Source organism: Variovorax palleresanus, assembly GCF_051144945.1.
Classification (GTDB): Bacteria; Pseudomonadota; Gammaproteobacteria; order Burkholderiales; family Burkholderiaceae_C; genus Variovorax; species Variovorax paradoxus_S.
The window spans coordinates 3,782,425-3,807,731 of sequence record NZ_JBJNVP010000002.1 but is presented as its reverse complement, the minus strand read 5'-3'; the positions used below and the strand labels follow the sequence as shown (position 1 = coordinate 3,807,731).

General features: G+C 63.4%; 27 protein-coding genes. 4 read left to right on the top strand and 23 right to left on the bottom strand.

Annotation, left to right across the window (positions count from 1 at the left end; translation table 11 throughout):
* Positions 1-45: 45 nt before the first annotated feature.
* The 9 genes from ACJ7Z0_RS21680 to ACJ7Z0_RS21640 all read right to left on the bottom strand — a co-directional run bounded on the left by ACJ7Z0_RS21680 (position 46) and on the right by ACJ7Z0_RS21640 (position 10,783).
* Positions 46-1,272, bottom strand: coding sequence for a lipopolysaccharide biosynthesis protein (locus tag ACJ7Z0_RS21680; protein WP_434791486.1), 1,227 nt, complete (start codon positions 1,270-1,272; stop codon positions 46-48).
* Between the two features lie 3 nt (positions 1,273-1,275).
* Positions 1,276-2,556, bottom strand: coding sequence for a glycoside hydrolase 5 family protein (locus ACJ7Z0_RS21675; protein WP_434791485.1), 1,281 nt, complete (start codon positions 2,554-2,556; stop codon positions 1,276-1,278).
* Positions 2,556-3,626 carry a glycosyltransferase gene (locus ACJ7Z0_RS21670; RefSeq protein ID WP_434791484.1) on the bottom strand — a complete coding sequence of 357 codons (1,071 nt, stop codon included), beginning with the start codon at positions 3,624-3,626 and terminating at the stop codon, positions 2,556-2,558. The genes ACJ7Z0_RS21675 and ACJ7Z0_RS21670 overlap by 1 nt, the downstream gene beginning before the upstream one ends.
* An 11-nt stretch (positions 3,627-3,637) precedes the next feature.
* Positions 3,638-4,786 (bottom strand): polysaccharide pyruvyl transferase family protein, encoded by a 1,149-nt coding sequence (locus tag ACJ7Z0_RS21665; RefSeq protein WP_434791483.1) that lies wholly within the window; start codon positions 4,784-4,786, stop codon positions 3,638-3,640.
* A gap of 14 nt (positions 4,787-4,800) precedes the next feature.
* Positions 4,801-5,514 (bottom strand): sugar transferase, encoded by a 714-nt coding sequence (locus ACJ7Z0_RS21660; protein ID WP_434791482.1) that lies wholly within the window; start codon positions 5,512-5,514, stop codon positions 4,801-4,803.
* 341 nt (positions 5,515-5,855) lie between these two features.
* Positions 5,856-8,108, bottom strand: coding sequence for a polysaccharide biosynthesis tyrosine autokinase (locus tag ACJ7Z0_RS21655; RefSeq protein WP_434791481.1), 2,253 nt, complete (start codon positions 8,106-8,108; stop codon positions 5,856-5,858).
* Positions 8,105-8,560: a low molecular weight protein-tyrosine-phosphatase gene (locus ACJ7Z0_RS21650; protein ID WP_431124188.1), complete on the bottom strand. Its 456-nt coding sequence runs from the start codon at positions 8,558-8,560 to the stop codon at positions 8,105-8,107. The genes ACJ7Z0_RS21655 and ACJ7Z0_RS21650 overlap by 4 nt, the downstream gene beginning before the upstream one ends.
* Positions 8,557-9,720: a polysaccharide biosynthesis/export family protein gene (locus tag ACJ7Z0_RS21645; protein WP_431124191.1), complete on the bottom strand. Its 1,164-nt coding sequence runs from the start codon at positions 9,718-9,720 to the stop codon at positions 8,557-8,559. Before ACJ7Z0_RS21645 ends, ACJ7Z0_RS21650 begins: the two co-directional genes overlap by 4 nt.
* Before the next feature lie 418 nt (positions 9,721-10,138).
* Entirely contained in the window at positions 10,139-10,783 is a 645-nt protein-coding gene (locus ACJ7Z0_RS21640) for a phosphatase PAP2 family protein (protein ID WP_434791480.1), read from the bottom strand.
* Between the two features lie 186 nt (positions 10,784-10,969).
* On the opposite strand from ACJ7Z0_RS21640, the gene mscL reads away from it, so the two are divergent.
* A complete protein-coding gene (mscL, locus tag ACJ7Z0_RS21635; protein ID WP_434791479.1) occupies positions 10,970-11,401 on the top strand; it encodes a large conductance mechanosensitive channel protein MscL in 432 nt (143 codons plus the stop codon).
* Positions 11,402-11,411: 10 nt separating this feature from the next.
* Here mscL and pdxA read toward each other — a convergent pair whose 3' ends face one another.
* From pdxA to ACJ7Z0_RS21620, 3 genes are read right to left on the bottom strand one after another with little or no spacing between them, the layout of a single operon-like run.
* Positions 11,412-12,476, bottom strand: a complete 1,065-nt coding sequence (gene pdxA / locus ACJ7Z0_RS21630; protein WP_434791478.1) for a 4-hydroxythreonine-4-phosphate dehydrogenase PdxA — start codon at positions 12,474-12,476, stop codon at positions 11,412-11,414.
* Positions 12,473-13,246: a Nif3-like dinuclear metal center hexameric protein gene (locus ACJ7Z0_RS21625; protein ID WP_434791477.1), complete on the bottom strand. Its 774-nt coding sequence runs from the start codon at positions 13,244-13,246 to the stop codon at positions 12,473-12,475. Before ACJ7Z0_RS21625 ends, pdxA begins: the two co-directional genes overlap by 4 nt.
* Positions 13,243-14,586, bottom strand: a complete 1,344-nt coding sequence (locus tag ACJ7Z0_RS21620; RefSeq protein WP_434791476.1) for an MFS transporter — start codon at positions 14,584-14,586, stop codon at positions 13,243-13,245. Before ACJ7Z0_RS21620 ends, ACJ7Z0_RS21625 begins: the two co-directional genes overlap by 4 nt.
* A 281-nt stretch (positions 14,587-14,867) precedes the next feature.
* Here ACJ7Z0_RS21620 and ACJ7Z0_RS21615 point away from each other — a divergent pair, with 281 nt between their 5' ends.
* Positions 14,868-16,028 carry a trypsin-like peptidase domain-containing protein gene (locus ACJ7Z0_RS21615; protein WP_434791475.1) on the top strand — a complete coding sequence of 387 codons (1,161 nt, stop codon included), beginning with the start codon at positions 14,868-14,870 and terminating at the stop codon, positions 16,026-16,028.
* Positions 16,029-16,032: 4 nt separating this feature from the next.
* On the opposite strand, the gene tatC is transcribed toward ACJ7Z0_RS21615, so the two are convergent.
* From tatC to ACJ7Z0_RS21570, 9 genes are all read right to left on the bottom strand, one after another.
* Positions 16,033-16,842, bottom strand: a complete 810-nt coding sequence (tatC, locus tag ACJ7Z0_RS21610) for a twin-arginine translocase subunit TatC (protein WP_434791474.1) — start codon at positions 16,840-16,842, stop codon at positions 16,033-16,035.
* 79 nt (positions 16,843-16,921) lie between these two features.
* The gene (gene tatB, locus ACJ7Z0_RS21605; RefSeq protein ID WP_307638773.1) at positions 16,922-17,380 is read right to left on the bottom strand and encodes a Sec-independent protein translocase protein TatB; all 459 of its coding nucleotides are present in this window, start codon (positions 17,378-17,380) and stop codon (positions 16,922-16,924) included.
* Positions 17,381-17,393: 13 nt separating this feature from the next.
* A complete protein-coding gene (gene tatA / locus ACJ7Z0_RS21600) occupies positions 17,394-17,645 on the bottom strand; it encodes a Sec-independent protein translocase subunit TatA (protein ID WP_434791473.1) in 252 nt (83 codons plus the stop codon).
* A gap of 62 nt (positions 17,646-17,707) precedes the next feature.
* Complete coding sequence (locus ACJ7Z0_RS21595) at positions 17,708-18,067, bottom strand: histidine triad nucleotide-binding protein (protein WP_093019972.1); 360 nt, start codon at positions 18,065-18,067, stop codon at positions 17,708-17,710.
* Entirely contained in the window at positions 18,057-18,446 is a 390-nt protein-coding gene (locus tag ACJ7Z0_RS21590; protein ID WP_434791472.1) for a DUF4870 family protein, read from the bottom strand. The genes ACJ7Z0_RS21595 and ACJ7Z0_RS21590 overlap by 11 nt, the downstream gene beginning before the upstream one ends.
* Before the next feature lie 11 nt (positions 18,447-18,457).
* Positions 18,458-18,838 carry a phosphoribosyl-ATP diphosphatase gene (locus ACJ7Z0_RS21585; RefSeq protein ID WP_431124222.1) on the bottom strand — a complete coding sequence of 127 codons (381 nt, stop codon included), beginning with the start codon at positions 18,836-18,838 and terminating at the stop codon, positions 18,458-18,460.
* Positions 18,835-19,224 (bottom strand): phosphoribosyl-AMP cyclohydrolase, encoded by a 390-nt coding sequence (hisI, locus tag ACJ7Z0_RS21580; RefSeq protein ID WP_369653062.1) that lies wholly within the window; start codon positions 19,222-19,224, stop codon positions 18,835-18,837. Before hisI ends, ACJ7Z0_RS21585 begins: the two co-directional genes overlap by 4 nt.
* A 31-nt stretch (positions 19,225-19,255) precedes the next feature.
* A complete protein-coding gene (hisF, locus tag ACJ7Z0_RS21575; RefSeq protein WP_434791471.1) occupies positions 19,256-20,041 on the bottom strand; it encodes an imidazole glycerol phosphate synthase subunit HisF in 786 nt (261 codons plus the stop codon).
* A gap of 24 nt (positions 20,042-20,065) precedes the next feature.
* Positions 20,066-20,902, bottom strand: a complete 837-nt coding sequence (locus tag ACJ7Z0_RS21570) for a D-hexose-6-phosphate mutarotase (RefSeq protein WP_434791470.1) — start codon at positions 20,900-20,902, stop codon at positions 20,066-20,068.
* A gap of 189 nt (positions 20,903-21,091) precedes the next feature.
* Between ACJ7Z0_RS21570 and ACJ7Z0_RS21565 the strand changes: the two genes are divergently transcribed.
* Together ACJ7Z0_RS21565 and ACJ7Z0_RS21560 are read left to right on the top strand one after the other, a co-directional pair.
* Positions 21,092-22,399 carry a dicarboxylate/amino acid:cation symporter gene (locus ACJ7Z0_RS21565; RefSeq protein WP_434791469.1) on the top strand — a complete coding sequence of 436 codons (1,308 nt, stop codon included), beginning with the start codon at positions 21,092-21,094 and terminating at the stop codon, positions 22,397-22,399.
* An 8-nt stretch (positions 22,400-22,407) separates the two neighbouring features.
* Positions 22,408-23,328 carry an amino acid ABC transporter substrate-binding protein gene (locus tag ACJ7Z0_RS21560; protein WP_491851338.1) on the top strand — a complete coding sequence of 307 codons (921 nt, stop codon included), beginning with the start codon at positions 22,408-22,410 and terminating at the stop codon, positions 23,326-23,328.
* Positions 23,329-23,343: 15 nt separating this feature from the next.
* Here the strand turns inward: ACJ7Z0_RS21560 and ACJ7Z0_RS21555 are convergent, their stop codons facing one another.
* A complete protein-coding gene (locus tag ACJ7Z0_RS21555; RefSeq protein ID WP_434791468.1) occupies positions 23,344-24,531 on the bottom strand; it encodes an AAA family ATPase in 1,188 nt (395 codons plus the stop codon).
* Between the two features lie 22 nt (positions 24,532-24,553).
* Positions 24,554-25,297, bottom strand: coding sequence for a 1-(5-phosphoribosyl)-5-[(5-phosphoribosylamino)methylideneamino]imidazole-4-carboxamide isomerase (hisA, locus tag ACJ7Z0_RS21550; protein WP_431124237.1), 744 nt, complete (start codon positions 25,295-25,297; stop codon positions 24,554-24,556).
* Positions 25,298-25,307 lie beyond the last annotated feature (10 nt).

Here is a 25,307-nt window from a genome sequence, read left to right as displayed (position 1 = left end):
CGGGCGCAATCGCCTACCCCCGCAGCGGAACCTCTGGAAGAACGGTCAGCGGACCTGCGCGGCGACCCTGGGGCCGCGCATGATGACGAACAGCCAGCCGATCATCATGGCCGCCATGCAGGCAAAGCCAATCGTCATGGCGTTGATGGTCTGGATGTAGGAGATGGGCGGCTTGGCCACGAGCATGCACGCCGCGAAGACCAGCGCGCCGAAAATCGAGCACCACAGAAGAGCCCCGGGCCGCGCAGCCGCCCTGAAACCCGTTCGGAGGCACATCGTGAGGCCGAAGATCGCGGGCGCGTAGAAGAACGGCGAAAAATCCATGCCGCTGTAGTTCTTGCCGAACGCCAGCACCACCAGGTAGGGCCCGAGCAGGCCCAGCAGCACACCACCGAGCTCGGCCACCATGAAGCCGAAGATCACGAACTTGACGAAGAGACGGAAAGCGTCCCTTCGGCCCTCGGAATTCCAGCTGGCCGCCAGCTTGGGCAGGATGTAGTAGCCCAGCGCGAGCAGCACGTACTGCATGGGCAGCAAGAACGTGATGTAGATCTTCAGCAGGCCGCCTTGCACAGAATCTGCCGAGGACCCCAGCAGCAGGATCGCACCTCCCGTCATGATCCAGCTCATGAGCTGCGAAAGACTGGCCTTCCAGCCATAGCTGGCGGCTTCCTTCACGGTCAGCGCCTGGGCATCGGCGGGTGCCGGCAGCGGGGCGATCACGCTTTTCAGCGTCCTCACAATCAAGAGGGCAAAAGGCAGCTGGATCACGGCGATCCACAGCAGCGCCTGCGTCCACGTGGCCGGCTTCAACCCGATCAAGACCGCCACGTATCCGATGCTGATCAGGACGCCGGAGATGCAGAGAACCAGGTATCGGCGTCCCACCAGCAAGACGCTGCGGGAGAGCCAGAATATTTCGTAGCCCACGATGAGCGCCACGCCCGCCCAGCGCAGCGGCCCCGGGAAGCTCGTGAACTGCCAGGCCAGGAAGCCGGCCAACGAGACGGCAAGCACGAGCGCCCAGCTCCACCAGGCGGCGGACCGATTTGCGTAATGGCGCTTGATCAGCAGCGGCTCATGAACCACCGCGGTATGCAGGATGTACTGGAAACTGACGATCGCCAGGAACGCCGACGCAATACCGAAATCCGAGGGCGACAACGCCCGTGCGAGCGCAAAGCTCAGCAGCAGCTGGCTTGCGCTATAGATGCATTGGTCTGCAACGGCATAGATCGGACCTCCGAGGCGCTTTCGAATTCCGGACGCCATCCCCTAGTCCGCAATGGAGAACAGGACCGGATAGCTCGAAGCCTTGGCAGCAACGCCCCCCTCCACCGGACTGCCGCAGGTTCCGTGGCGCACCTGCGGAAAGAAGTCGACCCGCGTGCACTTCTTTCCCTTGGCTGCGGGAATCAGCACGTCCTGCTCGGAGCTTTGCGTCCACACCACGTGCAGCAAGGTCGTTCCACGGCTCAGCACCAGCTTGTTCAGGCTTCCGTTGCTGTCGTACGAAACCTTCTTCGAAGTCCGGGCGATCTTGAGGAATTCGGTCAGGCTCGAAAACGCCTCCTTCTTTTCGCCGGCCTTCGACTTGAGTCCGAAGTTGTCTTCTCTCGAAATGACGGACGTTCCCCGGTCCTTCCAGGCATAGAGGTTCAAGAGCTTGATGCCGGCGGCCACGTTGGTCAGGTATTCACGCAAGATCAGCGAAGCCTGCGTGTTGCGGTCCCTGACCGGCAGGTACGACGCGTAACCCCATTCGGAGGCAACGATGCCGACCTTGCCGAGTTGCATCTGGTCCAGCTTGGCGCGCAGCTTTCCGTAGTCGGCAATGGCCGTTTCCGGAATCGAGCGGTAGGGGTGGATCGATATGTCCGTCAGGCAATTATTGGCCTTGGCCCCCAATACGAAGGCATTTTCGAGTTGCGGCGGAACCTGCCCCTGGTTGAAGGGAAGCTTCGCAAAGCCGAACCCCATGACGATCTTCGGCGGGTTCTTCAGCTGCGCGATGCTGCTGCAAAACTCCGCGGTCGCGGTTTCGAAGTTCGAGAAAAGCGCCGGGTTCAGAAAGGTCTTGTAGTCGGGCTCGTTCCACAGTTCCCACATCGCCACATCGGCGATGTGGGCGTTCATGAATTCAGCGGCGAAGTTCGCGAACAGCTTTTCCCGTTGGCCGCCGCCGAGCTCCCCTGGTTCGTGGCCCCAGATCTCCCTGCCTCCGAACAGCGTCACGATGGCGTCGAGCCTCGCGTTCCGCACGCGCCGGATCAGTTTCGAGTAGTCGATCCGTCCGGGGTTGACGCTCTTCAAAGGCGGCCGCACGCCGAATCGGACGAACTCGAATCCCGCCGCCCTGATTTCGTTCAGGTCTTCATCCGAAATGTCGCTCGGGTCGATCTGCACGCTCAGCGCCGTCGGGTAATCGGTGCTCAGTTCGCTGATCCCCCGGGCCTGGGCCGCGCACGAAAAAACAGCAATGGCCGCCGAAGCGCAGAGCAACCTGAAGAGACCGGCGAGGCGCTCCGAGACGGGAACAACGGAAGAAAACTTCATCAGAGTACCGACTCCCTGTACAAATCGACGATGGCGGAGTTCATCCGGTCAGCGGTGTATTTCTTTTCGAAAATCTCCCGCCCTGCCCGGCCCATCCGCACCATGTCTTGGTCGGAAATCTGGTCGATCTCGCGCAGCATTTCGTCGAGCCGATCGAGCGGAAACAGCCGTCCGCTCCGGGTGTCTTCGACGATATCGACGAGCCCACCCACCGCCGATGCAAACACCGGCTTGCTCCGCGCCATGGCTTCGACCGCGACAAGGCCGAAGCCCTCCCATCTCGAGGGAACGATGATCGCGTCGCAAGACCTGTAGGCAGCGTCGAGCTCGTCTTTTTCGAGCCATCCCTTGAACTCTATGTCTTCGGAATGGGCGAGAGAAAGATCGTTTCGAACGGCGCCGCCGACGACGATCAGCTTGAAGTCGGGCCTAACCCGCGCATAGGACTCGAGCAGTGCATCGATGCCTTTTTGCCGGTCCAGCCGGCCCACGAACAGGATTCTTCTGGGGTGCGGCGAAGAAGCCTTGGGAAGGGCGACCTGTTCCTGGGTGGCCAGCGCAGGGGTGATTCCGTTCGGAATGCAGGTGCAGCGCTTGATGCCGAACTTCTCCGCAATCCGCAGTTCATGGTGGCTGATGCAGATGATGGCGTCGCTCCAGTACGAAAGCAGCCATTCGATCCACCGATAGATCGACTTCTTGTACGAAGGCCCGATCTGGTCGAACGCCCATCCGTGAGAGCAATAGACGATTTTTGTCTCTTGCGGCACCTGGCCCAGCAGCGCCATGGCCCGAACGATTCCGCCCGCAATCGAGCTGTGCAGATGAAGCACCGCGGGACGTTCCCTGCGGATGATCTTGCGAACTTCGGCGGCGTACGTGGCAAGGGCCAACGGACTGCGCGCCGTGGGGACCACGTGGGTGTCCTGCGAGCTCAGCCAGTCCACGGGGCCGGGAAGAATGAACTTCGCCTGGCTGATCACCGGAGAGTTCTGCTGGAAACCGGAGACCATCCGAAGATAGGTTTCCAGCCCGCCCTTGAGTGTTTCGGCAATGTGCAATATTTTCATGGCCCGCTCCATCAGATCAAGGCATGAACTCCGGCAACCACTTCGCCTCTCAGCAAATCCAGTGTTTGTCGGTCCGGGGTCTTTTCGCTCAACACGCTCAGCACCGAAGCCTCGATTTTTTCGATGCGGGGCGACAAATCGAAGAGATAGCGCTTTCGCTTCGTCAATTCGAAGAACGATTCGACCTTTTTGTCCCAGTTCATTCCTATGGATGGAATGTTCAAGCTGTAGGCAACGATGTTTGCATGGAGCCGATGGGCAACAATGCAGGAACAGGCGCTGATCAGTGAAACGAGTTCATCGGGATGCCGGGGAACGAAAAACCCCGATTTCATGGCCCCGGTTCCCGAAGAAATCTCGCTCAATACCTTGTTGTCTTCGGACGCGCCATTGGTGAAATAAAGCACCCGCTTCCCTTGGGCCTGCAATGATTCGGCAAGCGTCGAAAAAAACCTCGCGGACTCCGTTGAATTGGAGTTCGAGTATTCGGAGTTCATGACCAGCGCATCGAGGCTGCTCACGCAAATTCCGATATCCCAGTTCTTTTCGGGCGAGAGCTCTTCCGAGAACGCATCGGCGCAAACAAGCGCCGGATCTGGAACGACCCGTATGCTGCCCCTCGGAATTCTGAAGTGGGTGTGCAGGTTGCTTGCCGATTCCTTGTCGCGAGTCGCGTAGAAAACCGGCCTTGCATTCCTGATGAAGCGCTTGACGAGGAAGCGGCCCCAGAATGACCATTTGGCCGTGACGCCGACCGAAACGACCACCACGCGCTTGCCGCGCAGCAGCCTGCTCAAAAGAAACAGCTTGGCCGGAAAATTGAGCGCCACATCGCAGAAGAGCTGTCCGCCGCCAATGACGATCAGATCGGCGTCGCCGACCGCGGCCTTCCAGTTTTTTCGCCAAGAAAGAAAATAGCCCTTGAGGCAGTACAAGAAGACGATCAGCGAACGCAGCAGCGACGGCAGTTTTGCAAAAACCTCGAATGCGCCGCCGCCCCGCAGGTTTTCTTCCTGGAAGCCGACGCGGCCGGCAATATCCAGAAACTCGACCTTCGCTTGCGGATACTTCAGGCCGGCAATATGGGCCAGGGATGCGGCAATGACCCCGTCGCCGAGGTTGTCGCTGAAGGGCACCGCGCAGATCAGGATCTTTTTCATCGTTGACCTGGGTTTCACCGTGAACCATGGCCGACGGCCACCACCCAGATGGTTTTGATGAAGATGCCGATGTCCCTGCCGACGGAGAGCGTCTCCACGTAAGTGACATCCAGTGCCACGCGCTTCTTGTAGCTGAGCTGGTTGCGGCCGCTGACTTGCCACAAGCCGGTGATTCCGGGCCGCACGGCGCAATAGAACGACCAGTCCGCGCCATACAGGCTTTTCTGGTCGAGCATGCAGGGCCGGGGGCCGACCAGGCTCATGTCGCCCACGAGCACGTTCCAGAACTGCGGCAGTTCGTCCAGACTGGTCTTGCGGATGAACCTGCCGAAGCGGGTGATGCGCGGGTCGTTCTCGAGCTTTTGATAGTCGTCCCACTGCTGGCGCGCCACGGGGTCGTTCCTGAGGTGTTCCTCGAGGATCTGGGCCGAGTTCGGCAGCATCGAGCGGAACTTGTAGAACTTGAACACCCGCCCGCCTCGCCCGAAGCGCGGCTGCGAGTACAAGATTGGTGCGCCCGAACTGATGAATACACCGATGGCGATCAGCACATAGAGCCAACCGAAGACGCAGAAAAAGAACAGGGATGCACTGATATCGACCGCTCTTTTTCCGGCACGCAGTATGGCCGGATGACGAACCTTGATCCAAGCCAGGTCGTCCGCAATTGCGCCGCCCACCGCTTCGCCTGGAGGTGCCATCGACTCCTCGCGAGAGAAATTGGTCATACGTACGCCCCGTTTCCACATTTGTAACGAAAGCGAATTGATAGTTTGAGAACTCTCATTGCAGGAGCACCTTTCGTCTTACAAGCAAGCGCTTGCCCCTTTCGGGTTCAGTGACACGTGTCGACTCCATGCCAAGCCCAAAAGGGCTTTGCAGCGTGGGGCCTTGAAAGTTGCAGCGCGGAAATCAGCGCGCTGGCGGAGCGATTGAAATACCTAATACAAAAGAATGACGCATATGGTCGTAGGCCTTTTTTATTAGCATTTAATCGGCAGCACCGAATTAGTGCATCACGTGAAAATCATCACAATTTCAATGAATTTTCTCAGAAACCGCCTTTGGACTAGGTGGTATCCCTGTTGTTTTTGTATTTATAGTGTGTGTAACGGTAACCGCCATATTTATAACTGCTGCTGCCGGCATGTCTCCGAGATAAGTCCATAGCATTCAAAATTACGCCATTGGCAGTGCAGCCTGCGTGCGCCAATCTCCTGACGCTCTCGTTCAATTCGCCGAGTTGGGTCTTTTCCGCCCGTGCAACGAGGAGAAGAGAACCCGCCAGCGGCGCCACCGAAGCGGTATCCGCAGCGACCAGCACCGGGGCGGTGTCGATAATCACAAGGTCGTAATCGGGCGACAGTTTTTCCAGGATCTGCGTGAAGGAATCGCTCAGTAGCAATTCCGCTGGATTGGGGGGAAGCATCCCGGTCGTGATGACGTCCAGATTGGGCAAGACCGACGGGCGAACGGCTTTGTCGTAGCTCAGCGTGCCCGCAATCAATTCCGACAGGCCGGACGATCGCGACATGGAGAAGAATTGATTAACCCGGCCCTTGCGCAAATCGGCGTCGATCAGAAGAACCTTTTTTCCTGACGCGGCGGTGATCGCCGCGAAATTCACAGAAACAAAAGTTTTCCCGACCCCGGGTGTCGCGCCCGAAATGAGCAGGCGATTGTTGGCGGCTTCCAGCATGGCGAACTGCAGCGCGGTCCGCAGGCTGCGCAAGCTTTCCACCGCGGGATCCTCGGAATGCTGAAGCGCGAGGATGTGCGTGCCGGGCGCCCTGTTTTCGATGTTCTTGTCGATCGTCCGCTGGGCGGGGCTCAGCGGAATGCTGCTGTAGACGTTGAGCCCCGTGTGCATTTCGATCTCGCTCGGATTGCGGATGCCGCCGAAGAGCGCGTTCTTGGCAATGGCGGCGGCCGCGCCCGCCATCAGCCCCAGCAGCAGCGCCACCGCGATGATCAGCGGCCTTTTCGGCCACACGGGTTCTTCGGGAACGATGGCTTCGTCGAGCAGTCGCACGTTGCCGACCTTGCCTTCCTTGGCCAGCCGCATCTGCAGCGAGCTGTTGAGCAGCGACACGTAGAGGTCGGTGTTGACCTTGATGTCGCGCTGCATCTGCACGGTGTTCTGCTGCAGCAGCGGCATTTTCCGGATGCGCGAATCGACCGAGGCGATTTCGCCCTTCCAGGCCGAGATCTGCGTATCCAGCGTCTGGAGGGCCGGATGCTTGTCGGTGAAGCGCGCGGAGAGTTCGCGCCGCTTCTGTTGCGCCTCGAGCAACTTGGACTGCAGGTCGACCGTCTGGGTCAGGGCGTTCTTGGCCTCGTCGTCCAGGCTGACCGTGCCGTTCTCGTTTCTGTAGCGGTTGTAGAGATCCTCGGATTGCTCGAGCTGCTTCTTGAACTGGGGCAGAGCCGTATCGAGGAAACCCAGGGTTTTTTCGGCCTCGGCCGCCTTGCGCTCGATGTTCTGGCGCACGTAGAGGCGCCCGATTTCGTTGAGGAGCTGTGTCAGCTTTTCAGGACTCGGGCTCTTCCAGCCCACGTCGAGCACGCCCGACTGCTTGCCTTTTTCGACGACCTTGAGGCTGTCCTGGAGCGTCAGGAGCGTCAGTTGCTTCGAATAGCGAACGAGCTGGAACTGCGCGCCGGGCTTGGCACTGATCGAACTCACCAGCAGCCGCAGATTGCCGCTCGGCAGGTTGGCGAGCAGCGGAGTTCCCACCGTGCCCTTGAGCGGGGCCTTGAGCTCGGGGTTGGCAAGCTCGTAGCGGTTGTCCGGCCCCAGGGTCAGCGTGAATGGCTTCGCCTCGAAATCCGCGGGCACGTCGAACTGGGGAACCATGATCTTCTCGGCCCCGGTGACGTAGCCCGAAAGCCCCATGAAGCCGGGGTCCGACAGATCGGTGGCGCGCCGTGCAAGCCAGCTGCCCACCACGGGCGCATAGCGGGGCACGGCGCTGATGTACAGCTTGGTGTTCTCCACCGCCTGGCCGAGGATGGCGCGCGACTTGATGATTTCGATTTCACCCGCGGCCGGCGTCTTCACGCTCAGCAGCGACGATGCGGCATCGCCCAGGAAGCTGCCGGCCGAATTGCCCGAGTCCTCGACCTGCACGGCCACGTTGGTTTCGTACATGGGCCTGCCGAAGAAGGCGTAGGCCACGCCCAGCAACAGCATCACGCCAACCACGATGGCAATGAGCCAGCGGTTGTCGATCAGGATGTCCAGGTACTCGACGAGGCTGAACTTTTCGCCCTCTTCTTCCAGCGCTGGCATCGGCAGGGCGGCTTGCTGGGTTGCGTTCATGTCGGTTGCTGCTCGGGTTTCGTAATTTTCAGAATGCGGTCGATCCACGTTCGGGCGCCCACATCGATGAGCGACAGGGCGTGCGCGAAGGCCGCCTCGTCCTCCTGGTAGGGATCGGGCACGTCCTGCTTGGCGGCCTCGGCAATGCGAAAGACCTTGCCGCGCACGAAGGGATAGGTCGACTCGAGGTAGCGGCGCTGGGCCATGTCCATGACCAGGATCAGGTCGGCCTGCCGGCACAGCATCTGGCTGACCTGCTGCGCGACGTGGCCCGAAATGTCGATGCCGCGCGCCTGCATGAGCTTCTGCGCCGTGGCATCGGCCGGCTTGCCCACGAGGGCGCCGGTTCCAGCGGACACCACGCGAAGATGCGGCAGGCCCGCGGCCAGGATGCCTTCGGCCATCGGGCTTCGGCAGATGTTGCCGATGCAGACTGTCAGGATCGATTTCATCTGTGGCGGCTCCAGACTTCGTCGCCCGCATTGATGACCTGGGCCGCCGGCAGGATCAGGCTGGCCAGGCGGTTCCAGGTGACGAGCGGCACGGAATCGATGTAGACCACGTCGCGCGGCTGCAGCGGAAAGCGCTCGGCCAGGGCCAGTGCCGCCGGATTCTTGGCGTTCAGGTGGAAGATGGCCGGCAAGCCTCTCGCGTTGTTGCGGATGACGAAGATCTGGCCCGTGTGGGCCGAATTCAGGTTGGGGCCGCCTGCCTCGCCCAGCGCCTCGTTGAGGCTGAGCCGCCCGTTGTGCATGAGCAGCGCCGAAGGCCGCGCGATTTCGCCCATCACGAACACCTTGCTCTCGTCGCGGTGCCGCACCTGGATCCGGTCGCCGTTGCGCAGCGGAATACGGCTGGCATCGGAACCCAGTTCCTGGAGGTTGGGCAGGTTGATCAGCGTGGTCTTGTCGCCGCGCGTCAAGGTCACGAACGAGCGGTCGCCGCTGGCGGTGATGCCGCCCGCGCGGCTGATGGCCTCCGCGAGCGTCATCGGCACGTCGGTGAAGATCTGCAGCCCGGGGGTGCGGACCTCGCCTTCGACGAATGCGCGGCGGCTTCTGAAGGACTGGATGCGCACCGTCACCTGCGGATCCTTGATGTACGCGGCAATGCGGCGCGCAATGAGGTCGGAGGCCTCGATTTCGGTCAGCCCCTGGAGCTTGACGCGGCCGATGTAGGGAAAGGAGATCTGCCCGTCCGCACCGACGATGAAGCCGGGCGCCACGCTGATGCCGGTCGGGTCGGCCTGCTGCGAGATCACCGCGCCCGCGTTGGGCAGCAGTTCCGGATGGTCGTAGACGACCACGCCCACCACGTCGCTCGGTCCGATGGTGTAGACCGGCGCTTCGCCGAAGAGCGACTTCACGTCCGGCGAAACGGAGGCCGGCTGCGCCTCCGCCATCGCGCGGATGAGCGCGGGCGAAATGGAGGTGATGACTCCATCCGGCGCGCCATCGGCTGGCAGGTACTGGAACTCCGGCGGCAGGCTCTGGTCTGCCTCATAGGCAGCCACAGAACTGAAGCCCGGTGCGCAGCCCTGCAGCAATAACGCGCCCATTAGGGCAAAACCCCACCCCATCGGGTACACGAAGCGTGTCAAATTGATCCCCATTGCACAAATTGGTTTTCGGCAACCGCGATTTCATATGCAAGGCCCGAGCCCAGTTGGTATTTGGGCCCACCCTTTTTGTCACGGTTCGTCAAAGCAAGCCTGCGCATGAACGGCAGACGGGCTGGGCCGAATTGTCGCTGCGGCCGTGGCACCCACTTTCCGTGCAATAGGTGCAAAAAATGTGTCCATTTGCGGATCAACCCCAAGGCCCTAGGGGTTATCCCGAAGATCAATAGCTGAGCCCCCTTTTTCATTGGGAGCGAAGCCTTGGATTGCACAAGCGAAGCCGCGCCTTGCGATTTGAAAATGTGAACTATTAATTAACAGCTCAAATCGGCGAATTGTGGCGCTGAAACTACAAAAGCCGGGCCCGATCGGCTTTGCGAAAAGGTTTGCTCTTTTGTAAACAGTTGTTTGCTCAGGCCGGGCTGCGGGCGGGCTCGCGGGCCTGCAGCAGGTCGGCGCGCATGAACGGACGCTCGATGCCCGCCATCCAGACCGCCATCCTCTCGAGCACGAACTGCGTGGGTGCCGGCCGCCCAATGATCAAAAACAATAGCGGCAGCACCAAGCCCAGCGCGAGCCATCGAGGTGTTCGCACCCGCAGGTGCCGGTGCCACTGCAGTCTCAGAAAGCCTGCGCTCACCAGGGTCCCGAGTGCGGCACCGGCGACGACTTCGGCCGGGGAGTGAACTTCGAGCGCCAGTCTCGACACGCCGATGAAGACGGCCCATACCCATCCCGATATCGCGGCAGCCATGCGCACCAATGGTGCGCGCCGCAGCGCCACGAGCCAGAAAATGACCGGCCAGACGCTGGTCGCCAATGCGGTATGTCCGCTGAAGCCAGTGAAATCAAAGCGGGCGCTGCCAATTCCCCAGCCCATGAAAGCGAGCTTGGAAAGCATCACGACAAGACCGCAAGCGCCAAATAGAAGCACCCAATGCACCGCCGCCGGGCGTGTGCCCCGATCTATTGCGAGCCAGATTGCAACCCCAAATGCGGCAGGCAACAGAAAGCCGCTGTCACCGAATCCGGTGGCAATTAACCAGAAACTATTCATTTATTTGAAGAGGGATTGCGCGCCTTTATTGGTGCGCCGGCGCCGATCGATCAGGCACCATTAAAGAAGATCATCGAAGAAAAGAATTCTTTTGCATTACCCACCAAGGGGCTTCACGATTCGAACTGGCGAATCCGCAGGCATACTGGCGGCAGTTCAACACCAGCGTCCCGGAGCATATTGATCATGAGCATCATCAGCGAGTTCAAGGAATTTGCCGTCAAGGGCAACGTCATCGATCTTGCCGTGGGCGTGATCATTGGTGCGGCCTTCGGGAAGATCGTCGACTCCCTGGTGGCCGACATCATCATGCCGATCGTCGGTCTGGTGTTCGGCAAGCTCGATTTCTCGAATCTCTACCTGGTGCTGGGCAGCGTGCCGGCGGGCGTGCCCAGCACTCTGCCCGACCTCAAGAAGGCCGGGGTGCCGGTGCTCGCCTATGGCAACTTCATCACCATCGCGGTCAACTTCGTCATCCTGGCCTTCATCATCTTCATGATGGTCAAGCAGATCAACAAGCTGCGCAAACACCAGGCGGATGCGCCCGCGGCACCGGTGGCGCCGCCTGAGGACATCGCCCTGCTGCGCGAGATCCGCGACAGCCTGAAGCGGCCCTGAACGCGTCTTCTCAGCCGCCCGACAGCTTTCTGGCCATGCGCAGGGCCTCGACGAGGCTCGAGGCATCGGCCCGGCCGGTGCCTGCAATGTCGAACGCGGTGCCGTGATCGGGGCTGGTGCGCACCAGTGGCAGGCCCAGCGTCACGTTCACCCCCTTTTCCACGCCAAGGTACTTGACCGGAATCAGGCCCTGGTCGTGATACATCGCGATCACCACGTCGAATTCGCCGCTTCCCGGCACGCCGGCCTTGTCCCGCGCGCGCATGAAGACGGTGTCGGGCGCGTGGGGGCCATCGGCGTCGATGCCTTCGGCGCGCGCAGCCTCGATGGCCGGCGCAATGATGTCGCGCTCTTCGGAACCGAACAATCCGCCCTCGCCCGCATGCGGATTGAGGCCCGCCACGCCGATGCGCGGCGCCCGTCCGAGCACGCGGTGCAAGGCACGGTGGGTGATGCGCAGCGTCTCCAGCACGCCGGCGAAGCTCACCGCGGCGATGGCGTCGCGCAGCGACATGTGGATGCTCACCAGCACGGTGCGCAACTCGTCGTTGGCCAGCATCATGCGCACCGGCATGCCGTCCACCGCGAGGCCCGCATGCGCGGCAGCTTCGGCCTGCAGCAGTTCGGTATGCCCGGGATACGGAAAACCCGCCGCGGCCAGCGCCTCCTTGTGAAGCGGCGCGGTCACGATGGCGGCGATCTTGCCTTGCAAGGCGGCCCGTGCGGCCCAGACCACGCAATTGCCAGCCACGCGGCCGGCTTCGGCGCTGATCCGGCCGGGCACGATGTCCTTGGGCGGCGCCACCACCTGCAGCACGGGGATGCAGCCCGGCGGCACGGCGGCCGCTTCGGCGATCTGCTCGATTTCGGCCACCGGCCAGGCCGGTTGTCCGGGCAACGCCAAGGCTTGCGATGCGCGGCGCATCGTGGCCACGTCGCCGGCCACGAAGGCGCCGCGGGTGGCGTCGGGTGCCTCGCGGAAGGCCTTGGCAATGATTTCCGGCCCGATGCCCGCGGGATCGCCGAGCGTGATGGCGACGGGAGTGGTGGGAGCGATGGGAGCCTGTCCGGTCATGCGGGATTGTCGATGTCGATGAACTCGTGCTTCAGCCCGAGCTGCGCCGCCACGTGCGCGGCCACCGCCTGGGCGCCGTAGCGCTCGGTGGCATGGTGCCCGCACGCGAGGAAAGCGACGCCCATCTCGCGCGCATAGTGGGCCTGCGGCTCGGAGATCTCCCCGGTGATGAAGGCATCGGCACCGGCGGCAATGGCGGCTTCGAAATAGCCTTGGGCGCCGCCCGTGCACCATGCGATGTTCTTGAGTGGGCGGTGCGCCGTGTCCACGAGGGTGACGGGCCGCTTCAGAACCTTTTCGGCGTGGGCGGCCAGTTCCTTGGCGCTGGCAAAGCTTTCTCCGTTGTCGCGCGCGCCAAGAAAACCGAGCTCCTGGTCGCCGAAGCGCCCGGTCGACCCGGCATGCGCGAGCAACCCGAGTTGCAGCCCGAGCTGCGCGTTGTTGCCGAGTTCGGGGTGCGCATCGAGCGGCAGGTGATACGCGAACAGGTTGACGTCGTCACCCAGCAGCAAGCCCAGGCGCTGCTTCATCCAGCCGGTGACGCAGCCGTCCTGGCCGCGCCAGAACAGGCCATGGTGGACGAAGATGGCATCGGCCTCGGCATGAATGGCGGCTTCGATCAGCGCGCGGCTCGCGGTAACGCCGGAAACGATCTTCCGCACCACGGTGCGGCCCTCGACCTGCAGGCCGTTCGGTCCGTAGTCCTTGAAGCGCGAGGGCGCAAGAAGCAGGTCGAAGGCATGCAGCAATTCATGGCGGGTGGTGCTCATCGCGACATTGTCGCGCTCCCGTCTGCGTTGCGCATGGCATGGCCGCGTGCCGCGAGTGGCCACAGGGCCAGCAGGAATCCCAGCCCCGCCAGCACGGCGACGTAATGCGCCGGCGCCATCGTGTCGTGCTGCAGCCAGAGCGTGAGGATGACGGGCGTGAGGCCGCCGAACACGGCATACGACATGTTGTAGGCAAACGAGAGCCCGGTGAAGCGCACCGGCGCCGGGAACGCGCGCACGCCGGCGATCGGCACGGTGGCGATGGTGCCCACGAACAAGCCCACCAGGCCGTAGTGCCAGAACAGCGTGGCCGGCGTGCCGGGCAGCCCCGTGTAGAAGAGATAGGCCGTCGCGAACAACCCGCCCCAGCCGATGAGCATCACCGCGCGCGTGCCGATGCGGTCGCTGGCCCAGCCGACCAGCACGCAGCCGATGGTCAGGGTCAGCGTGGCGAGGGCATTGGCTTCCAGCGCCAGGGCCGCCGGAATGTGGTGCACCTTCTGCAGGTAGGTGGGCGTGTACAGCACCACCACCACGATGGCGGCCGACAGCACCCAGGTCAGCAGCGCCACGTAGACGCTGGCCGCGCGATGCTCGCGCAGCACGGTGCGCAGCGGCAGCTCGCGCGCCACGGCCTTGCGGCCCGCCAGCTCCCTGAAGACCGGCGTCTCGTGCAGGAAGCGGCGCAGGTACACCGAGACGAGGCCGAACACGCCGCCCAGCACGAAGGGAATGCGCCAGGCAAAACCGCTCACCTCCGCCGGCGAATAGTGGCGGTTGATGGCCACGGCCACCAGCGATCCCAGCAGGATGCCGCCGGTGATGCCCGAAGTCAGCGCGCCGATGCCGAAACCGTAGCGCTGCGCGGGCACGTGCTCGCCGACGAACACCCACGCGCCGGGCATTTCGCCGCCGATGGCCGCGCCCTGCAGCACGCGCATGGCCAGCAGCAGGAGCGGCGCCGCAATGCCGATGCTGGCGTAGGTGGGCAAGAGGCCGATGACCAGCGTGGGTGCCGCCATCAGGAAGATCGACAGCGTGAACATGCGCTTGCGCCCGAGCAGGTCGCCAAAATGCGCAATGACGATGCCGCCCAACGGCCGGGCCAGGTAGCCGGCGGCAAAGATGCCGAAGGTCTGGAGCTGCCGCAGCCAGTCGGGCATGTCGGCGGGAAAGAAAAGTGCGCCCAGCACGGTGGCAAAGAACACGTAGATGACGAAGTCGTAGAACTCCAGCGTTCCGCCAAGGGCGGAGAGGCCCAGTGTCTTGTAGTCGCGCGCATCGAGCGTGCGGGCCGGCGCCGGCTGGGCACCGTCCGGGGAAATTGCGTGAGAAGTCATGGCTGGCAGGAAGGTCGTTGCCGCACGCCGGCCGCAGAAGGATCCATGCGGAAGGCGGCGCGCCGGCGAAACACCTCGCCGCGTGAGCCGGGTAGGCGATGCGGAAGGCCGGAGCTCGGAGCCGTGTGGGCTCGCACAGCGATGCTAAGGGTTATCCCTTATTGGTGCTGACGGCTTTGCCAATCTCGACCGCAGCGCGCGGTTTATGCAATTGGGGGTTGAGGGACAATGGGCCGTGGCGCCGCGTGGGCGGCGTGTCCTCTTCGTTCAATCAAAGTTTCATGAAACGCACCTGGCTGCTCTTTGCCCAAGCCGTGACCGTCCTCCTGGCGGCCTACTTCGTCGTTGCAACACTCAAGCCCGAATGGATCAATCGGCGCTCCACCTCACTGGGCGGCGTGGTGTCGATCGTCGAGGCACCGGCCGGCGCCTCGTCCGTACCGGTCCCCGGCAGCCTGAGCGCGGCGGCCAAGAAAGCGTCGCCGGCCGTGGTGAGCATCAACACCAGCAAGGCCGCGCAGCGCCATCCGCGCAGCAACGACCCGTGGTTCCGGTTCTTCTTCGGCGACCAGGGCGACCAGCCCCAGGTCGGCCTGGGCAGCGGCGTGATCGTGAGCGCCGAGGGCTACGTGCTCACCAACAACCACGTGGTCGAAGGCGCTGACGAAATCGAGGTCACGCTCAACGACAGCCGCCACACGCGCGGCAAGGTGATCGGCACCGATCCGGACACCGACCTGGCCGTGCTCAAGATCGAAATGGATAAGCTGCCCGCGATCGTGCTGGGCAATTCGGACGAGCTCCAGGTAGGCGACCAGGTGCTGGCCATCGGCAACCCCTTCGGCGTGGGCCAGACGGTCACCAGCGGCATCGTCTCGGCGCTGGGGCGCAACCAGCTCGGCATCAACAATTTCGAGAACTTCATCCAGACTGACGCGGCCATCAACCCCGGCAATTCGGGCGGTGCGCTGATCGACGTCAATGGCAACCTGCAGGGCATCAATACGGCCATCTACTCCCGCTCGGGCGGCAGCATGGGCATCGGTTTCGCGATTCCGGTTTCCATGGCCAAGATCGTGCTCGAAGGCATCGTGAAAGAGGGCCAGGTGCGCCGCGGATGGATCGGCGTGGAGCCGAACGAGCTCTCGCCGGAGCTGGCCGAGACCTTCGGCGTGAAGGCGAATGCCGGGGTCATCATTACCGGCGTGCTGCAGAACGGCCCTGCCGCCAAGGCCGGCATCCGCCCGGGCGACGTGATCACCTCGGTCGGCGAGAAAAAGACCGACAACGTGCAGGCCCTGCTGACCGCCGTGGCCGGCCTGAAGCCCGGCAGCACCGCCCGCTTCGCGCTGCAGCGCGGCACCGACAAGATGGAGCTGGACGTGACGCCGGGCCTTCGGCCCAGGAGCCCGGTGCGGCAGATGCCCAACCAGCCAGAATGACCGATCAGGAAGAGGCCGATGAATCGGCGCTTTCTTCCTCTTCCGTCTTCTTGCCGCCTGTGAAGTAGCGGGCGCCGATGATTCCGACCTCGTAGAGCAGGCACATCGGAATCGCCAGCGCGAGCTGCGACACCACGTCGGGCGGCGTGAGCACCGCGGCGATGATGAAGGCCACCACGATGAAGTAGCCGCGGAACGAGCGCAGCTTTTCGACTGTCACCATCTCGAACTTCACCAGCAACATCACGACGATCGGCACCTGGAACGCCACGCCGAACGCGATGTAGAGCGACAAGATGGCCTCCACGTACGACGAGATGTCAGGCGTGGCACTCACGCTCGGAGGCGTGAATTTCTGAATGAAGCCGAACATCTTGTCGAGCACGAAGAACTGCACAAAGGCGATGCCGACATAGGCCAGCAAGCTGCCGAACAAGATTAGCGGTAGCGCGAATCTCTTTTCATGGCTATAGAGCCCCGGCGCCACGAACATCCAGATTTGGTACATGAGCCAAGGCAGCGCCAGCAGCACGGCCGTCATACCCAGCACCTTCAGCGGCACGAAGAAGGGCGAGAACACGCCCACCGCGATGAGCTTGGCGCCCGGCGGCATGTGGGCCTGGATCGGCATGGCGATAAGGTCGATCAGCCCGCTCGGCCCGGGCCAGATGGCCAGCAGCACGCCCGCGGCCACCAAGCCGTAGACGCAATAGAGAAGCCGGTCGCGGAGCTCGACCAGATGCTGGACGAACGGTTGTTCGGTGCCCGCCAACTCGTCTTCTGCGTCTTTGTTCTTGTTGTCGGAATCGGCCATTGGGAGAGAAAAAGAGCAGGAGAAAGCGTGGCTTCGGCCGGCGTGCGGCGCACGAGGAACGCGGGGAGTGGGAAAGCCGCTAGTTGATCTTGTGGGGGCGGAAACGCGCAACCCGCGCGGCACCCGACAACGCCTTGGTGCGCACGCCGTTGCGCGCCTTGTACCACTGCGGCGTGGCGCCCTGCTTCAGGCGCCAGTTCTTGCGGGGATGCCGGTACTCCGGCACCGAGGGCTCGGGTTCGGCCAGGGCCGAAAGCGTTTCGCCCGAGCCGGAAAACTGCTTCTCGAGATCGCTTGCGCCGGTCTGGATGCTGTGCTCGACGTCGCGCGCCGCATCCTCCACGGTGCTCTTCATCTTGCGCAGTTCGTCCAGCTCCATGGAGCGATTGACTTCGGCCTTGACGTCGTTCACGTAGCGCTGCGCCTTGCCCAGCAGGGTGCCGACCGTACGCGCCACGCGAGGCAGCTTTTCCGGTCCGATCACGATCAACGCCACGACGCCGATCAGCGCCAGCTTCTCAATGCCAAGGTCGAGCACTTATGACCCGCGCTCAGGACTTCTGACGCGCTTCGACGTCGATCGCCGACTTGTCGCTGTTGGCCGGCTGACCGGTAACCTGGGCAGCAGGGGCCGACGAAGCGGCAGGCGCATCGGCGGTGGTGCCGCCGTCCTTCACGCCGTCCTTGAAGCCCTTCACGGCGCCACCAAGGTCGGAACCCATGTTCCGCAGCTTCTTGGTGCCGAAGATCATGACCACGACGAGCAGCACGATCAGCCAGTGCCAGATTGAAAATGAACCCATGGAAGACTCCTAAGAATGTGTCCGATTTTAGTCGGGCGGAATGTGACAGTTTGGCCTAATGTTCAGCCGCGAAGCCAGGGCCTGGGACCGCCCATGACATGGACATGGAGATGGTGAACTTCCTGCCCGCCCTCGGCGCCGGTGTTGACCAGCACACGGTAGCCGCCCTCCGGATAGGGCCTGCAGCCCAGCTCCAGCGCGAGCTTGGGCGCCAGCGTCATGATCTTGCCCATCAGCGCGGCGTCTTCGGGGGTGAGCTGCGCCATGGAGGCGATGTGCCGCTTGGGCACCAGCATGAAATGCACCGGCGCCCAGGGCGCGATGTCGTGAAAACCAAACAGTTCGTCGTCTTCGTAGACCTTGCGCGAGGGGATCTTGCCTTCGATGATTTTGCAGAAGACGCAGTTCGGATCAGATGACATCTTTGGGTTCCATGGGGCGGTTGTCTTTCATGCGGATCATGCCCTTCACGATCCGGTAGAGAAACCACAGCGAAATCAGGCTCCAGGCAATCCAGCCCGGCACGAGAAACAGCAGCCAGAGCCACGAAGTGATGATGTACAGCAGGCCGGCCCACAGCACCGACCGGATGCGCCAGCTGAAGTGCGTGGCCTGCCAGGTCCCGGCGGCATCGTCGCGCTTGATGAAGTCGATCACCAGGGCGACGAGCAAAAGGACCACGGAAGCCTGCGCTCCGGGCAGGACGGCGCCGATGGCCACGATCAGGTGCAGGATATAACTGACCCAGCCCCAGGTCTTGAGGGAGTCGTCGGGTTCCACGTTCACGATGTCGTTGGCCATTGGATGTCCTTTCAATCGTTGGATGCCTCGCGGGCCTCTGCCTTTCGCAGGGCTTTTTCCTCGATGCCGCTGGTGCCCTCGCGGCGCTCGAGCTCCGCAATCACCTCTGCGGGCGAGAGGCCGTAGTGGGCGAGCGCCACCATGGTGTGGAACCACAGATCGGCCACTTCGTTCACTATTTTCGTGCGGTCGCCGCCATGGTCGGCGTCCTTGGCGGCCATCACCACTTCGGTGGCTTCCTCGCCGATTTTCTTGAGGAAGGCATCGGGGCCCTTGTGCAGCAGGCGCGCCACGTAGCTCTTCTCGGAGTCGCCGCCGCGCGCGGGCAGACGGCTTTCGATGACCGCGGCAAGGCGTGCAAGGGCGTCCGAGGTGTTCACTGTGGCCGTCATTTGTAGATCGACTCCGGGTCTTTCAAGACCGGCTCGACCGCGGTCCATTGGCCGTTCTCGTATTTGCTGAAAAAGCAACTGTGGCGGCCGGTGTGGCACGCAATGCCGGGCTCGTGGCCGAGTTGCGTGACCTTGAGCAGCACGACGTCGTTGTCGCAGTCCAGGCGGATCTCGTGCACCGTCTGCACGTGGCCCGATTCCTCGCCCTTGAACCAGAGCTTGCTGCGCGAGCGGCTGAAATACACGGCGCGGCCCAGCTCGGCGGTCTTTTCGAGCGCCTCGCGGTTCATCCAGGCAAACATCAGGACGTCGTTGCTGCCCTGCTCCTGCGCGATCACGGGCACCAGGCCGTTCGCGTCCCACTTCACTTCATCGAGCCAATTCATCGCGATATTGTCGGGGATAGGCAAAGACCCCTCAGGACTCGATTCGCACCGGAATTCCCCGCGCGGCCATGCGGGCTTTCGCTTCGCCGACCGTGTGTTCGCCGTAGTGGAAGATGCTGGCGGCCAGCACCGCATCTGCGCCGCCCGTCTGGATGCCGTCGGCCAGGTCGTCGAGGCTGCCGACGCCGCCCGAGGCGATCACCGGCACGTTGACGGCATCGCTCACCGCGCGGGTGAGCGCCAGGTCGAAGCCGCTCTTGGTGCCGTCGCGGTCCATGCTCGTGAGCAGGATTTCGCCGGCGCCGCGGCGCACCATCTCGGTCGCCCATTCGACGGCGTCCAGGCCGGTGTTCTTGCGGCCGCCATGGCTGTACACGTCCCACCCTGCGCCGCGCGTGGCGGCTTCTTCGGGGCTGCGGCGCTTGGCGTCGATGGCCACCACGATGCATTGCGAACCGTATTTCTGCGATGCGTCGTTGATCACCTGCGGATCGGCGATGGCCGCGGAGTTGAAGCTGGTCTTGTCGGCGCCCGCATTGAGCAGCCGGCGCACGTCGGCCACGGTGCGCACGCCCCCGCCCACCGTCAACGGAATGAAGACCTGGGACGCCACCGCCTCGATGATCGGCAGGATCAGGTCGCGTCCGTCGCTGGTGGCCGTGATGTCGAGAAAGGTGAGCTCGTCGGCGCCCTGCGCGTTGTAACGCGCGGCAATTTCAACCGGGTCGCCGGCATCTCGCAGCTCGAGAAAATTGACGCCCTTGACGACGCGGCCGCCGGTGACGTCGAGACAGGGAATGATGCGTTTTGCGAGCATGGTCGGTCGTAAGGAAAAGTTCATTCAGAGGACGCGGAGCTGCTGCCAGCCCTGCCATTGCGCGCCCGGCAGGAGCAGCACCTGCTCGTCGATGCGCGCGGCCTCGACGCACAACATGTGCCGATACCCATCTTCGGGCATGTCGGCGAGTTTCGCACCGAGCACCGCGCCGGGGTTCCACACCACGGTTTCGCTGCAGCTCGCACTTTGCGTGATCTCGAGCGTGCCGCTCGGCTGCACCAGCCGCATCGGCTTCGCGGGAGCGGCATAGACGCTGTCGAACTCGGCATCGAAGCACAGCGCCGGCGCCGTCTCCACGTGGCGGTCGTCGCGCAGGGAATCCCAGCGGTTGGCACCCTGGAGGCCTTCCAGCCGCACTTGGGCAATATCGTCGACGCGCAGGTAGGTGTGCAGCGCCGCGGCAAAGCTGAAGGGTGCATGGTCCACATTGAGCAGCGCCAGCGTGGTGCGCAGCCGTCCCGGGCCCATGCCGATCTGCAGGCGCGCCTCGAAAGAGTGCGGCCACAGCTTGCGAGTGGCCGGGTTGTCGCGCAGCCGCAAGACCAGTTCGCCCGAAGCGGCGTCGGCACCCCGGTTTTCCCAAGGCAGATTGCGCATGAATCCATGCTTGGGCAGCATGCCTCGCTGGTTGAACTGGGGGCAGCAAATGGGCACGCCGCCGCGTATCGCAGCCTGCCCGTCGAACACCGCGCGCGGGCTCAGATAGAGGCGTTCCACCCTGTCCGCCGTGGTCCAGGAAAGCAGCTGCGCCCCGTGCAGCGACACGATGAAAGCACTGCCATCGGTCCCGGCGGCACGAAGCGCGGGCTGTCCGCAAAACTCGATCGAGCTGATATCCATCGGAGAATTGTAGGCAGCGAAATCGCGTGGCACGGAATTGGCATTGGACACTTAAGGCTTCATCGCCAATGCGCCCGCGCCGGTTGCACGCAAGGGACCTTCTTGGATACCCTTCGCCTGCCGCACAAGAAGAGGCTGCCGGCCGATGCGCCCGCGCCCCGGAACCACACATACGTCAAAGGGACAAACATGAGAAAGAAACTGCCCGCCGCGGCCTGGATCCTGATTGCCATGATGCTCGGCATTCTTGTCGGCTACATGATCTTCACGAGCTTTCCCGACAAGAAGGCGGCCGCTCAGATCGCGGGCTACGTGTCGATCATTTCGGATGTATTCCTGCGCCTCATCAAGATGCTGATCGGCCCGCTGGTGTTCTCCACCCTGGTGGTGGGCATCGCGCACATGGGTGATGCCAAATCGGTGGGCCGCGTGTTCGGCAAGTCGCTCGGCTGGTTCTTTACCGCTTCGCTGATTTCGCTGCTCATCGGCCTGGTGATGGCCAACCTCCTGAAGCCCGGCGAGAACCTCGGGCTTCCGCTGCCGGACATCGGCTCTTCGGCAAACCTCGCCACCGCGAAGTTCACGCTCAAGGACTTCGTGAGCCACCTGGTGCCCAAGTCTTTTGCCGAGGCCATGGCCAACAACGAGATCCTGCAGATCGTTGTGTTCTCGATGTTCTTCGGCGTGGCGCTCGCCTCGCTCGGCGACAAGGCCAAGACCCTGGTGTCCGCCATCGACGAGCTCTCGCACGCCATGCTCAAGATCACCGGCTACGTGATGAAGCTGGCCCCGCTGGCAGTGATGGCCGCCATGGCCGCCACGGTTGCGGTCAACGGCCTGGGCATCCTGCTCAAGTTCGCCGTTTTCATGGGCGACTTCTACCTGGGCCTCTTCGTGCTGTGGGGCGTGCTGATCTTCGCGGGCTTTTCGTTCCTGGGGCCGCGCGTGTTCAAGCTGCTGACGCTCATCAAGGAAGCCTTCCTGCTTTCGTTTGCCACCGCCAGCTCCGAAGCGGCGTATCCGAAGATCCTGCAAGCGCTCGACCGCTTCGGCGTAAAGCGCAAGATCTCGAGCTTCGTGATGCCGATGGGCTACTCGTTCAACCTCGACGGCTCGATGATGTACTGCACCTTTGCCGTGCTGTTCATCGCGCAGGCCTACAACATCCACATGCCGCTCAGCACGCAGATCACGATGCTGCTGATCCTGATGCTCACCTCCAAGGGCATGGCCGGCGTGCCGAGGGCGTCGCTGGTGGTGATTGCCGCCACGCTCAACCACTTCGACATTCCCGAGGCCGGCCTGCTGCTGATCCTGGGCGTCGACACCTTCCTGGACATGGGCCGATCGGCCACCAATGCGGTGGGCAACTCCATCGCCACGGCCGTGGTTGCCAAGTGGGAGGGCCAGTTGCTCTCCGAAAGCGACGCGGCGGTCAATGCCAAGGCGCTGGACGCCGAGGCTGCGGCCACCCTGGCCCATCCAGCGCACGCGTGAGGCCAACCGTGAAGCCCAAGGCCATGCTGTCGGTTTTCCTGGCCGGCCTGCTGGCAGCCGCTGCGCTGGTTTCCGCTGTGCCTGCGCTGGCACAGCCGCAGGCCCCCGAGACATTGACCGGCACCCTCGCCAAGGTGCGGGAGACCGGCGCCATCACCATCGGCTACCGCGAATCGTCGGTGCCGTTTTCCTTTCTCAACGCGCGCAAGGAACCCATCGGCTACTCGATCGAACTTTGCCGCGCGCTGGTCACGGCCATCGAAGACGCGGTGAACAAGAGCCTCACGATCAAGTGGGCACCCGTGACTTCCGATTCGCGCATCGATGCGGTCGAGAGCGGCGCGGTCGATCTCGAATGCGGCTCGACCACCAACAATCTCGAGCGGCAGAAGCGCGTGAGTTTTTCGCCCACGATCTTCGTCTCGGGCACCAAGGTGCTGGTGAAGAAGGGTTCGCCGATCAAGTCGTTCCGCGACCTGGCCGGCAAGCGGGTGGCGGTGACCGCCGGCACCACCAACGAGAAGACGCTGCGCGAGCTTTCGCAGAAGTTCAAGCTCGGCATCAACCTGCTGGTGGCGCGCGACCACGCTGATTCCTTCGGGCTCGTGAAGAGCGGCCAGGCCGACGCCTTCGCCACCGACGACGTGCTGCTCTACGGCCTGATCGCGCGGGACGCCGCCAAGGCGGAGTACGAAGTGGTCGGCGACTATCTCTCCTACGACCCCTACGGGATCATGTACCGCAAGGGGGATGCACAGCTTCGCAAGGTGATCAACGACACCTTCCAGGTGCTGGCCGAGGACGGCGAGGTCGAGCGCCAGTACAAGCGCTGGTTCCTGCGCAAGCTGCCCACCGGAGAGAGCATCAACCTGCCGATGAGCGCGCAGCTGGAAGCGATCATCCAGACGATGGCGGTGAAGGCCGAGTAGGCCTTCGCTTTCCCGCTACCGCGTTGGCCACTCCCAGCGCGGGATTTCGCCCATGTCCAGATTCGCGATGCGGGTCTCGCCGAACTGCTTTTCAAGCACCACTTGTCGCAGGCCTTCGCTGTCGTCCAACGCGGCGATCAAGCGCGCGGCATGCGACACCACGATCACCTGCGATTCGCGTGCAGCTCGGGCGATGAGGCGGCCGAGCGCAGGCAGCAGGTCCGGGTGCAGGCTGGTCTCGGGTTCGTTGAGAACCAGCAGCGCAGGCGGTCGCGGCGTCAGCAGCGCGGCAATCCAGAGCAGGTAGCGCAGCGTGCCATCCGAAAGCTCTGCGGCCGTCAGCGGGCGCAGCAGGCCGTGCTGGTGCATCAGCGTCTCGAACCGGGCTTCGGCCACGCACACTTCGATGCGGGCGCCCGGAAAGGCATCGTCCACGGCACGATCGAGCGCCTCGCCGTCGCCGATCTCTCGAATGGTCTGCAGTGCGGCGGCAAGGTCGGCGCCGTCGTTGGCGAGCACTGGCGTGTAGGTGCCGAGCTGCGGCTGGCGCGCGGGCGCATCGGCGTCGGAGCGGAAGTGGTCGTAGAAGCGCCAGGAGCGCATCTGTTCGCGCAGCGTGAGCATCTCGGGCGCGGTGTGCGGATCGGCGTACTCGGTCATCATGCTGGCGAAGGCGGGGATGGGGCGGCCGACGGCCTGCCAGCTCTTGCCTTCGCGCAGACGAAGCGCCGCGCCCCTGCGGTCGACCAGCTGCGCGGCAGGCCGCAGCACCGGGCCGCTCCAGATCACCTCGCGCTTGATCTCGGGATCGTGCGAGAAAGCTGTGGGAGTGGGCGGCGGAGGCGGGGGCGGCGGGGGCAAGCCGATGTCGATGGCGTAGCCGAATTCGTCGGATTCGCTGCTGGCGAACCCAAGCTTCAGGGCGACGGGGTCGTTGCGTCTCGTCCCCTGCACCGGCACCTCGCCGCGCAGCATGGCGGCTGAAAAGCGCTCGGGCCCGGCCCAGAGGGTGGAGGAAAGCCCGCCCTCGCGCACCAGTGAGCGGATCACGCCACCATTGGCGATATCGGCCAACAGGCGCATCGCGCGGTAGACGCTGGATTTGCCGCTGCCGTTGGGCCCGGTCACCACCGTGAGCCGACCGAGCGGCACCGTCAGCTGGCGCAGCGAGCGGTAATTGGCAATGGCGAGCGCGGAAAGCACGCGCTGCTGCTGTGGGAAGGCGTCAGGCGCCGGCGAGTTCGTCGGCGCGGGCCTGCGCGGCGGCGAAATCGAGGTCGCCCGAATAGATGGCGCGGCCGCAGATCACGCCTTCGACGCCTTCGGGCTCGACGGCGCAAAGCTGGTCGATGTCGGCCATGTTCGACAGGCCGCCCGAGGCGATGACCGGAATGGTCAGCGCCTGCGCGAGCTTGACGGTGGCATCGATGTTGATGCCCGACAGCATGCCGTCGCGGCCGATGTCGGTGTAGATGATCGATTCGACGCCGTAGTCCTCGAACTTCTTGCCCAGGTCGGCCACTTCGTGGCCCGTGAGCTTGCTCCAGCCGTCGGTGGCCACCTTGCCGTCCCTGGCGTCGAGGCCCACGATGATGTGGCCGCCGAAGGCCACGCAGGCGTCTTTCAGGAAGCCGGGATTCTTGACCGCGGCAGTGCCGATGATCACGTAGCGCAGGCCGTCGTCAATGTAGCGCTCGATGGTGTCGAGGTCGCGGATGCCGCCGCCCAGCTGCACCGGAATGTCGTCGCCCACCTCGCGCAATATTGCCTTGATGGCCGCGTGGTTCTGCGGCTTGCCGGCGAACGCGCCATTCAGATCGACCAGATGGAGCCGCCGCGCCCCCGCCTCGACCCACTTGCGGGCCATGGCGGCGGGGTCTTCGCTGAAGATGGTGGACTGGTCCATGTCGCCCTGTTTGAGGCGAACGCAGTGGCCGTCTTTGAGATCAATGGCGGGAATGAGGAGCATGGAAGTGACG

Bases quoted from the DNA above. Each gene is read 5' to 3' on its own strand.
- ACJ7Z0_RS21680 (WP_434791486.1), bottom strand. From the start codon at position 1,272: ATGGCGTCCGGAATTCGAAAGCGCCTCGGAGGTCCGATCTATGCCGTT.
- ACJ7Z0_RS21675 (WP_434791485.1), bottom strand. From the start codon at position 2,556: ATGAAGTTTTCTTCCGTTGTTCCCGTCTCGGAGCGCCTCGCCGGTCTC.
- ACJ7Z0_RS21670 (WP_434791484.1), bottom strand. From the start codon at position 3,626: ATGAAAATATTGCACATTGCCGAAACACTCAAGGGCGGGCTGGAAACC.
- ACJ7Z0_RS21665 (WP_434791483.1), bottom strand. From the start codon at position 4,786: ATGAAAAAGATCCTGATCTGCGCGGTGCCCTTCAGCGACAACCTCGGC.
- ACJ7Z0_RS21660 (WP_434791482.1), bottom strand. From the start codon at position 5,514: ATGACCAATTTCTCTCGCGAGGAGTCGATGGCACCTCCAGGCGAAGCG.
- ACJ7Z0_RS21655 (WP_434791481.1), bottom strand. From the start codon at position 8,108: ATGAACGCAACCCAGCAAGCCGCCCTGCCGATGCCAGCGCTGGAAGAA.
- ACJ7Z0_RS21650 (WP_431124188.1), bottom strand. From the start codon at position 8,560: ATGAAATCGATCCTGACAGTCTGCATCGGCAACATCTGCCGAAGCCCG.
- ACJ7Z0_RS21645 (WP_431124191.1), bottom strand. From the start codon at position 9,720: ATGGGGATCAATTTGACACGCTTCGTGTACCCGATGGGGTGGGGTTTT.
- ACJ7Z0_RS21640 (WP_434791480.1), bottom strand. From the start codon at position 10,783: ATGAATAGTTTCTGGTTAATTGCCACCGGATTCGGTGACAGCGGCTTT.
- mscL (WP_434791479.1), top strand. From the start codon at position 10,970: ATGAGCATCATCAGCGAGTTCAAGGAATTTGCCGTCAAGGGCAACGTC.
- pdxA (WP_434791478.1), bottom strand. From the start codon at position 12,476: ATGACCGGACAGGCTCCCATCGCTCCCACCACTCCCGTCGCCATCACG.
- ACJ7Z0_RS21625 (WP_434791477.1), bottom strand. From the start codon at position 13,246: ATGAGCACCACCCGCCATGAATTGCTGCATGCCTTCGACCTGCTTCTT.
- ACJ7Z0_RS21620 (WP_434791476.1), bottom strand. From the start codon at position 14,586: ATGACTTCTCACGCAATTTCCCCGGACGGTGCCCAGCCGGCGCCGGCC.
- ACJ7Z0_RS21615 (WP_434791475.1), top strand. From the start codon at position 14,868: ATGAAACGCACCTGGCTGCTCTTTGCCCAAGCCGTGACCGTCCTCCTG.
- tatC (WP_434791474.1), bottom strand. From the start codon at position 16,842: ATGGCCGATTCCGACAACAAGAACAAAGACGCAGAAGACGAGTTGGCG.
- tatA (WP_434791473.1), bottom strand. From the start codon at position 17,645: ATGGGTTCATTTTCAATCTGGCACTGGCTGATCGTGCTGCTCGTCGTG.
- ACJ7Z0_RS21595 (WP_093019972.1), bottom strand. From the start codon at position 18,067: ATGTCATCTGATCCGAACTGCGTCTTCTGCAAAATCATCGAAGGCAAG.
- ACJ7Z0_RS21590 (WP_434791472.1), bottom strand. From the start codon at position 18,446: ATGGCCAACGACATCGTGAACGTGGAACCCGACGACTCCCTCAAGACC.
- ACJ7Z0_RS21585 (WP_431124222.1), bottom strand. From the start codon at position 18,838: ATGACGGCCACAGTGAACACCTCGGACGCCCTTGCACGCCTTGCCGCG.
- hisI (WP_369653062.1), bottom strand. From the start codon at position 19,224: ATGAATTGGCTCGATGAAGTGAAGTGGGACGCGAACGGCCTGGTGCCC.
- hisF (WP_434791471.1), bottom strand. From the start codon at position 20,041: ATGCTCGCAAAACGCATCATTCCCTGTCTCGACGTCACCGGCGGCCGC.
- ACJ7Z0_RS21570 (WP_434791470.1), bottom strand. From the start codon at position 20,902: ATGGATATCAGCTCGATCGAGTTTTGCGGACAGCCCGCGCTTCGTGCC.
- ACJ7Z0_RS21565 (WP_434791469.1), top strand. From the start codon at position 21,092: ATGAGAAAGAAACTGCCCGCCGCGGCCTGGATCCTGATTGCCATGATG.
- hisA (WP_431124237.1), bottom strand. From the start codon at position 25,297: ATGCTCCTCATTCCCGCCATTGATCTCAAAGACGGCCACTGCGTTCGC.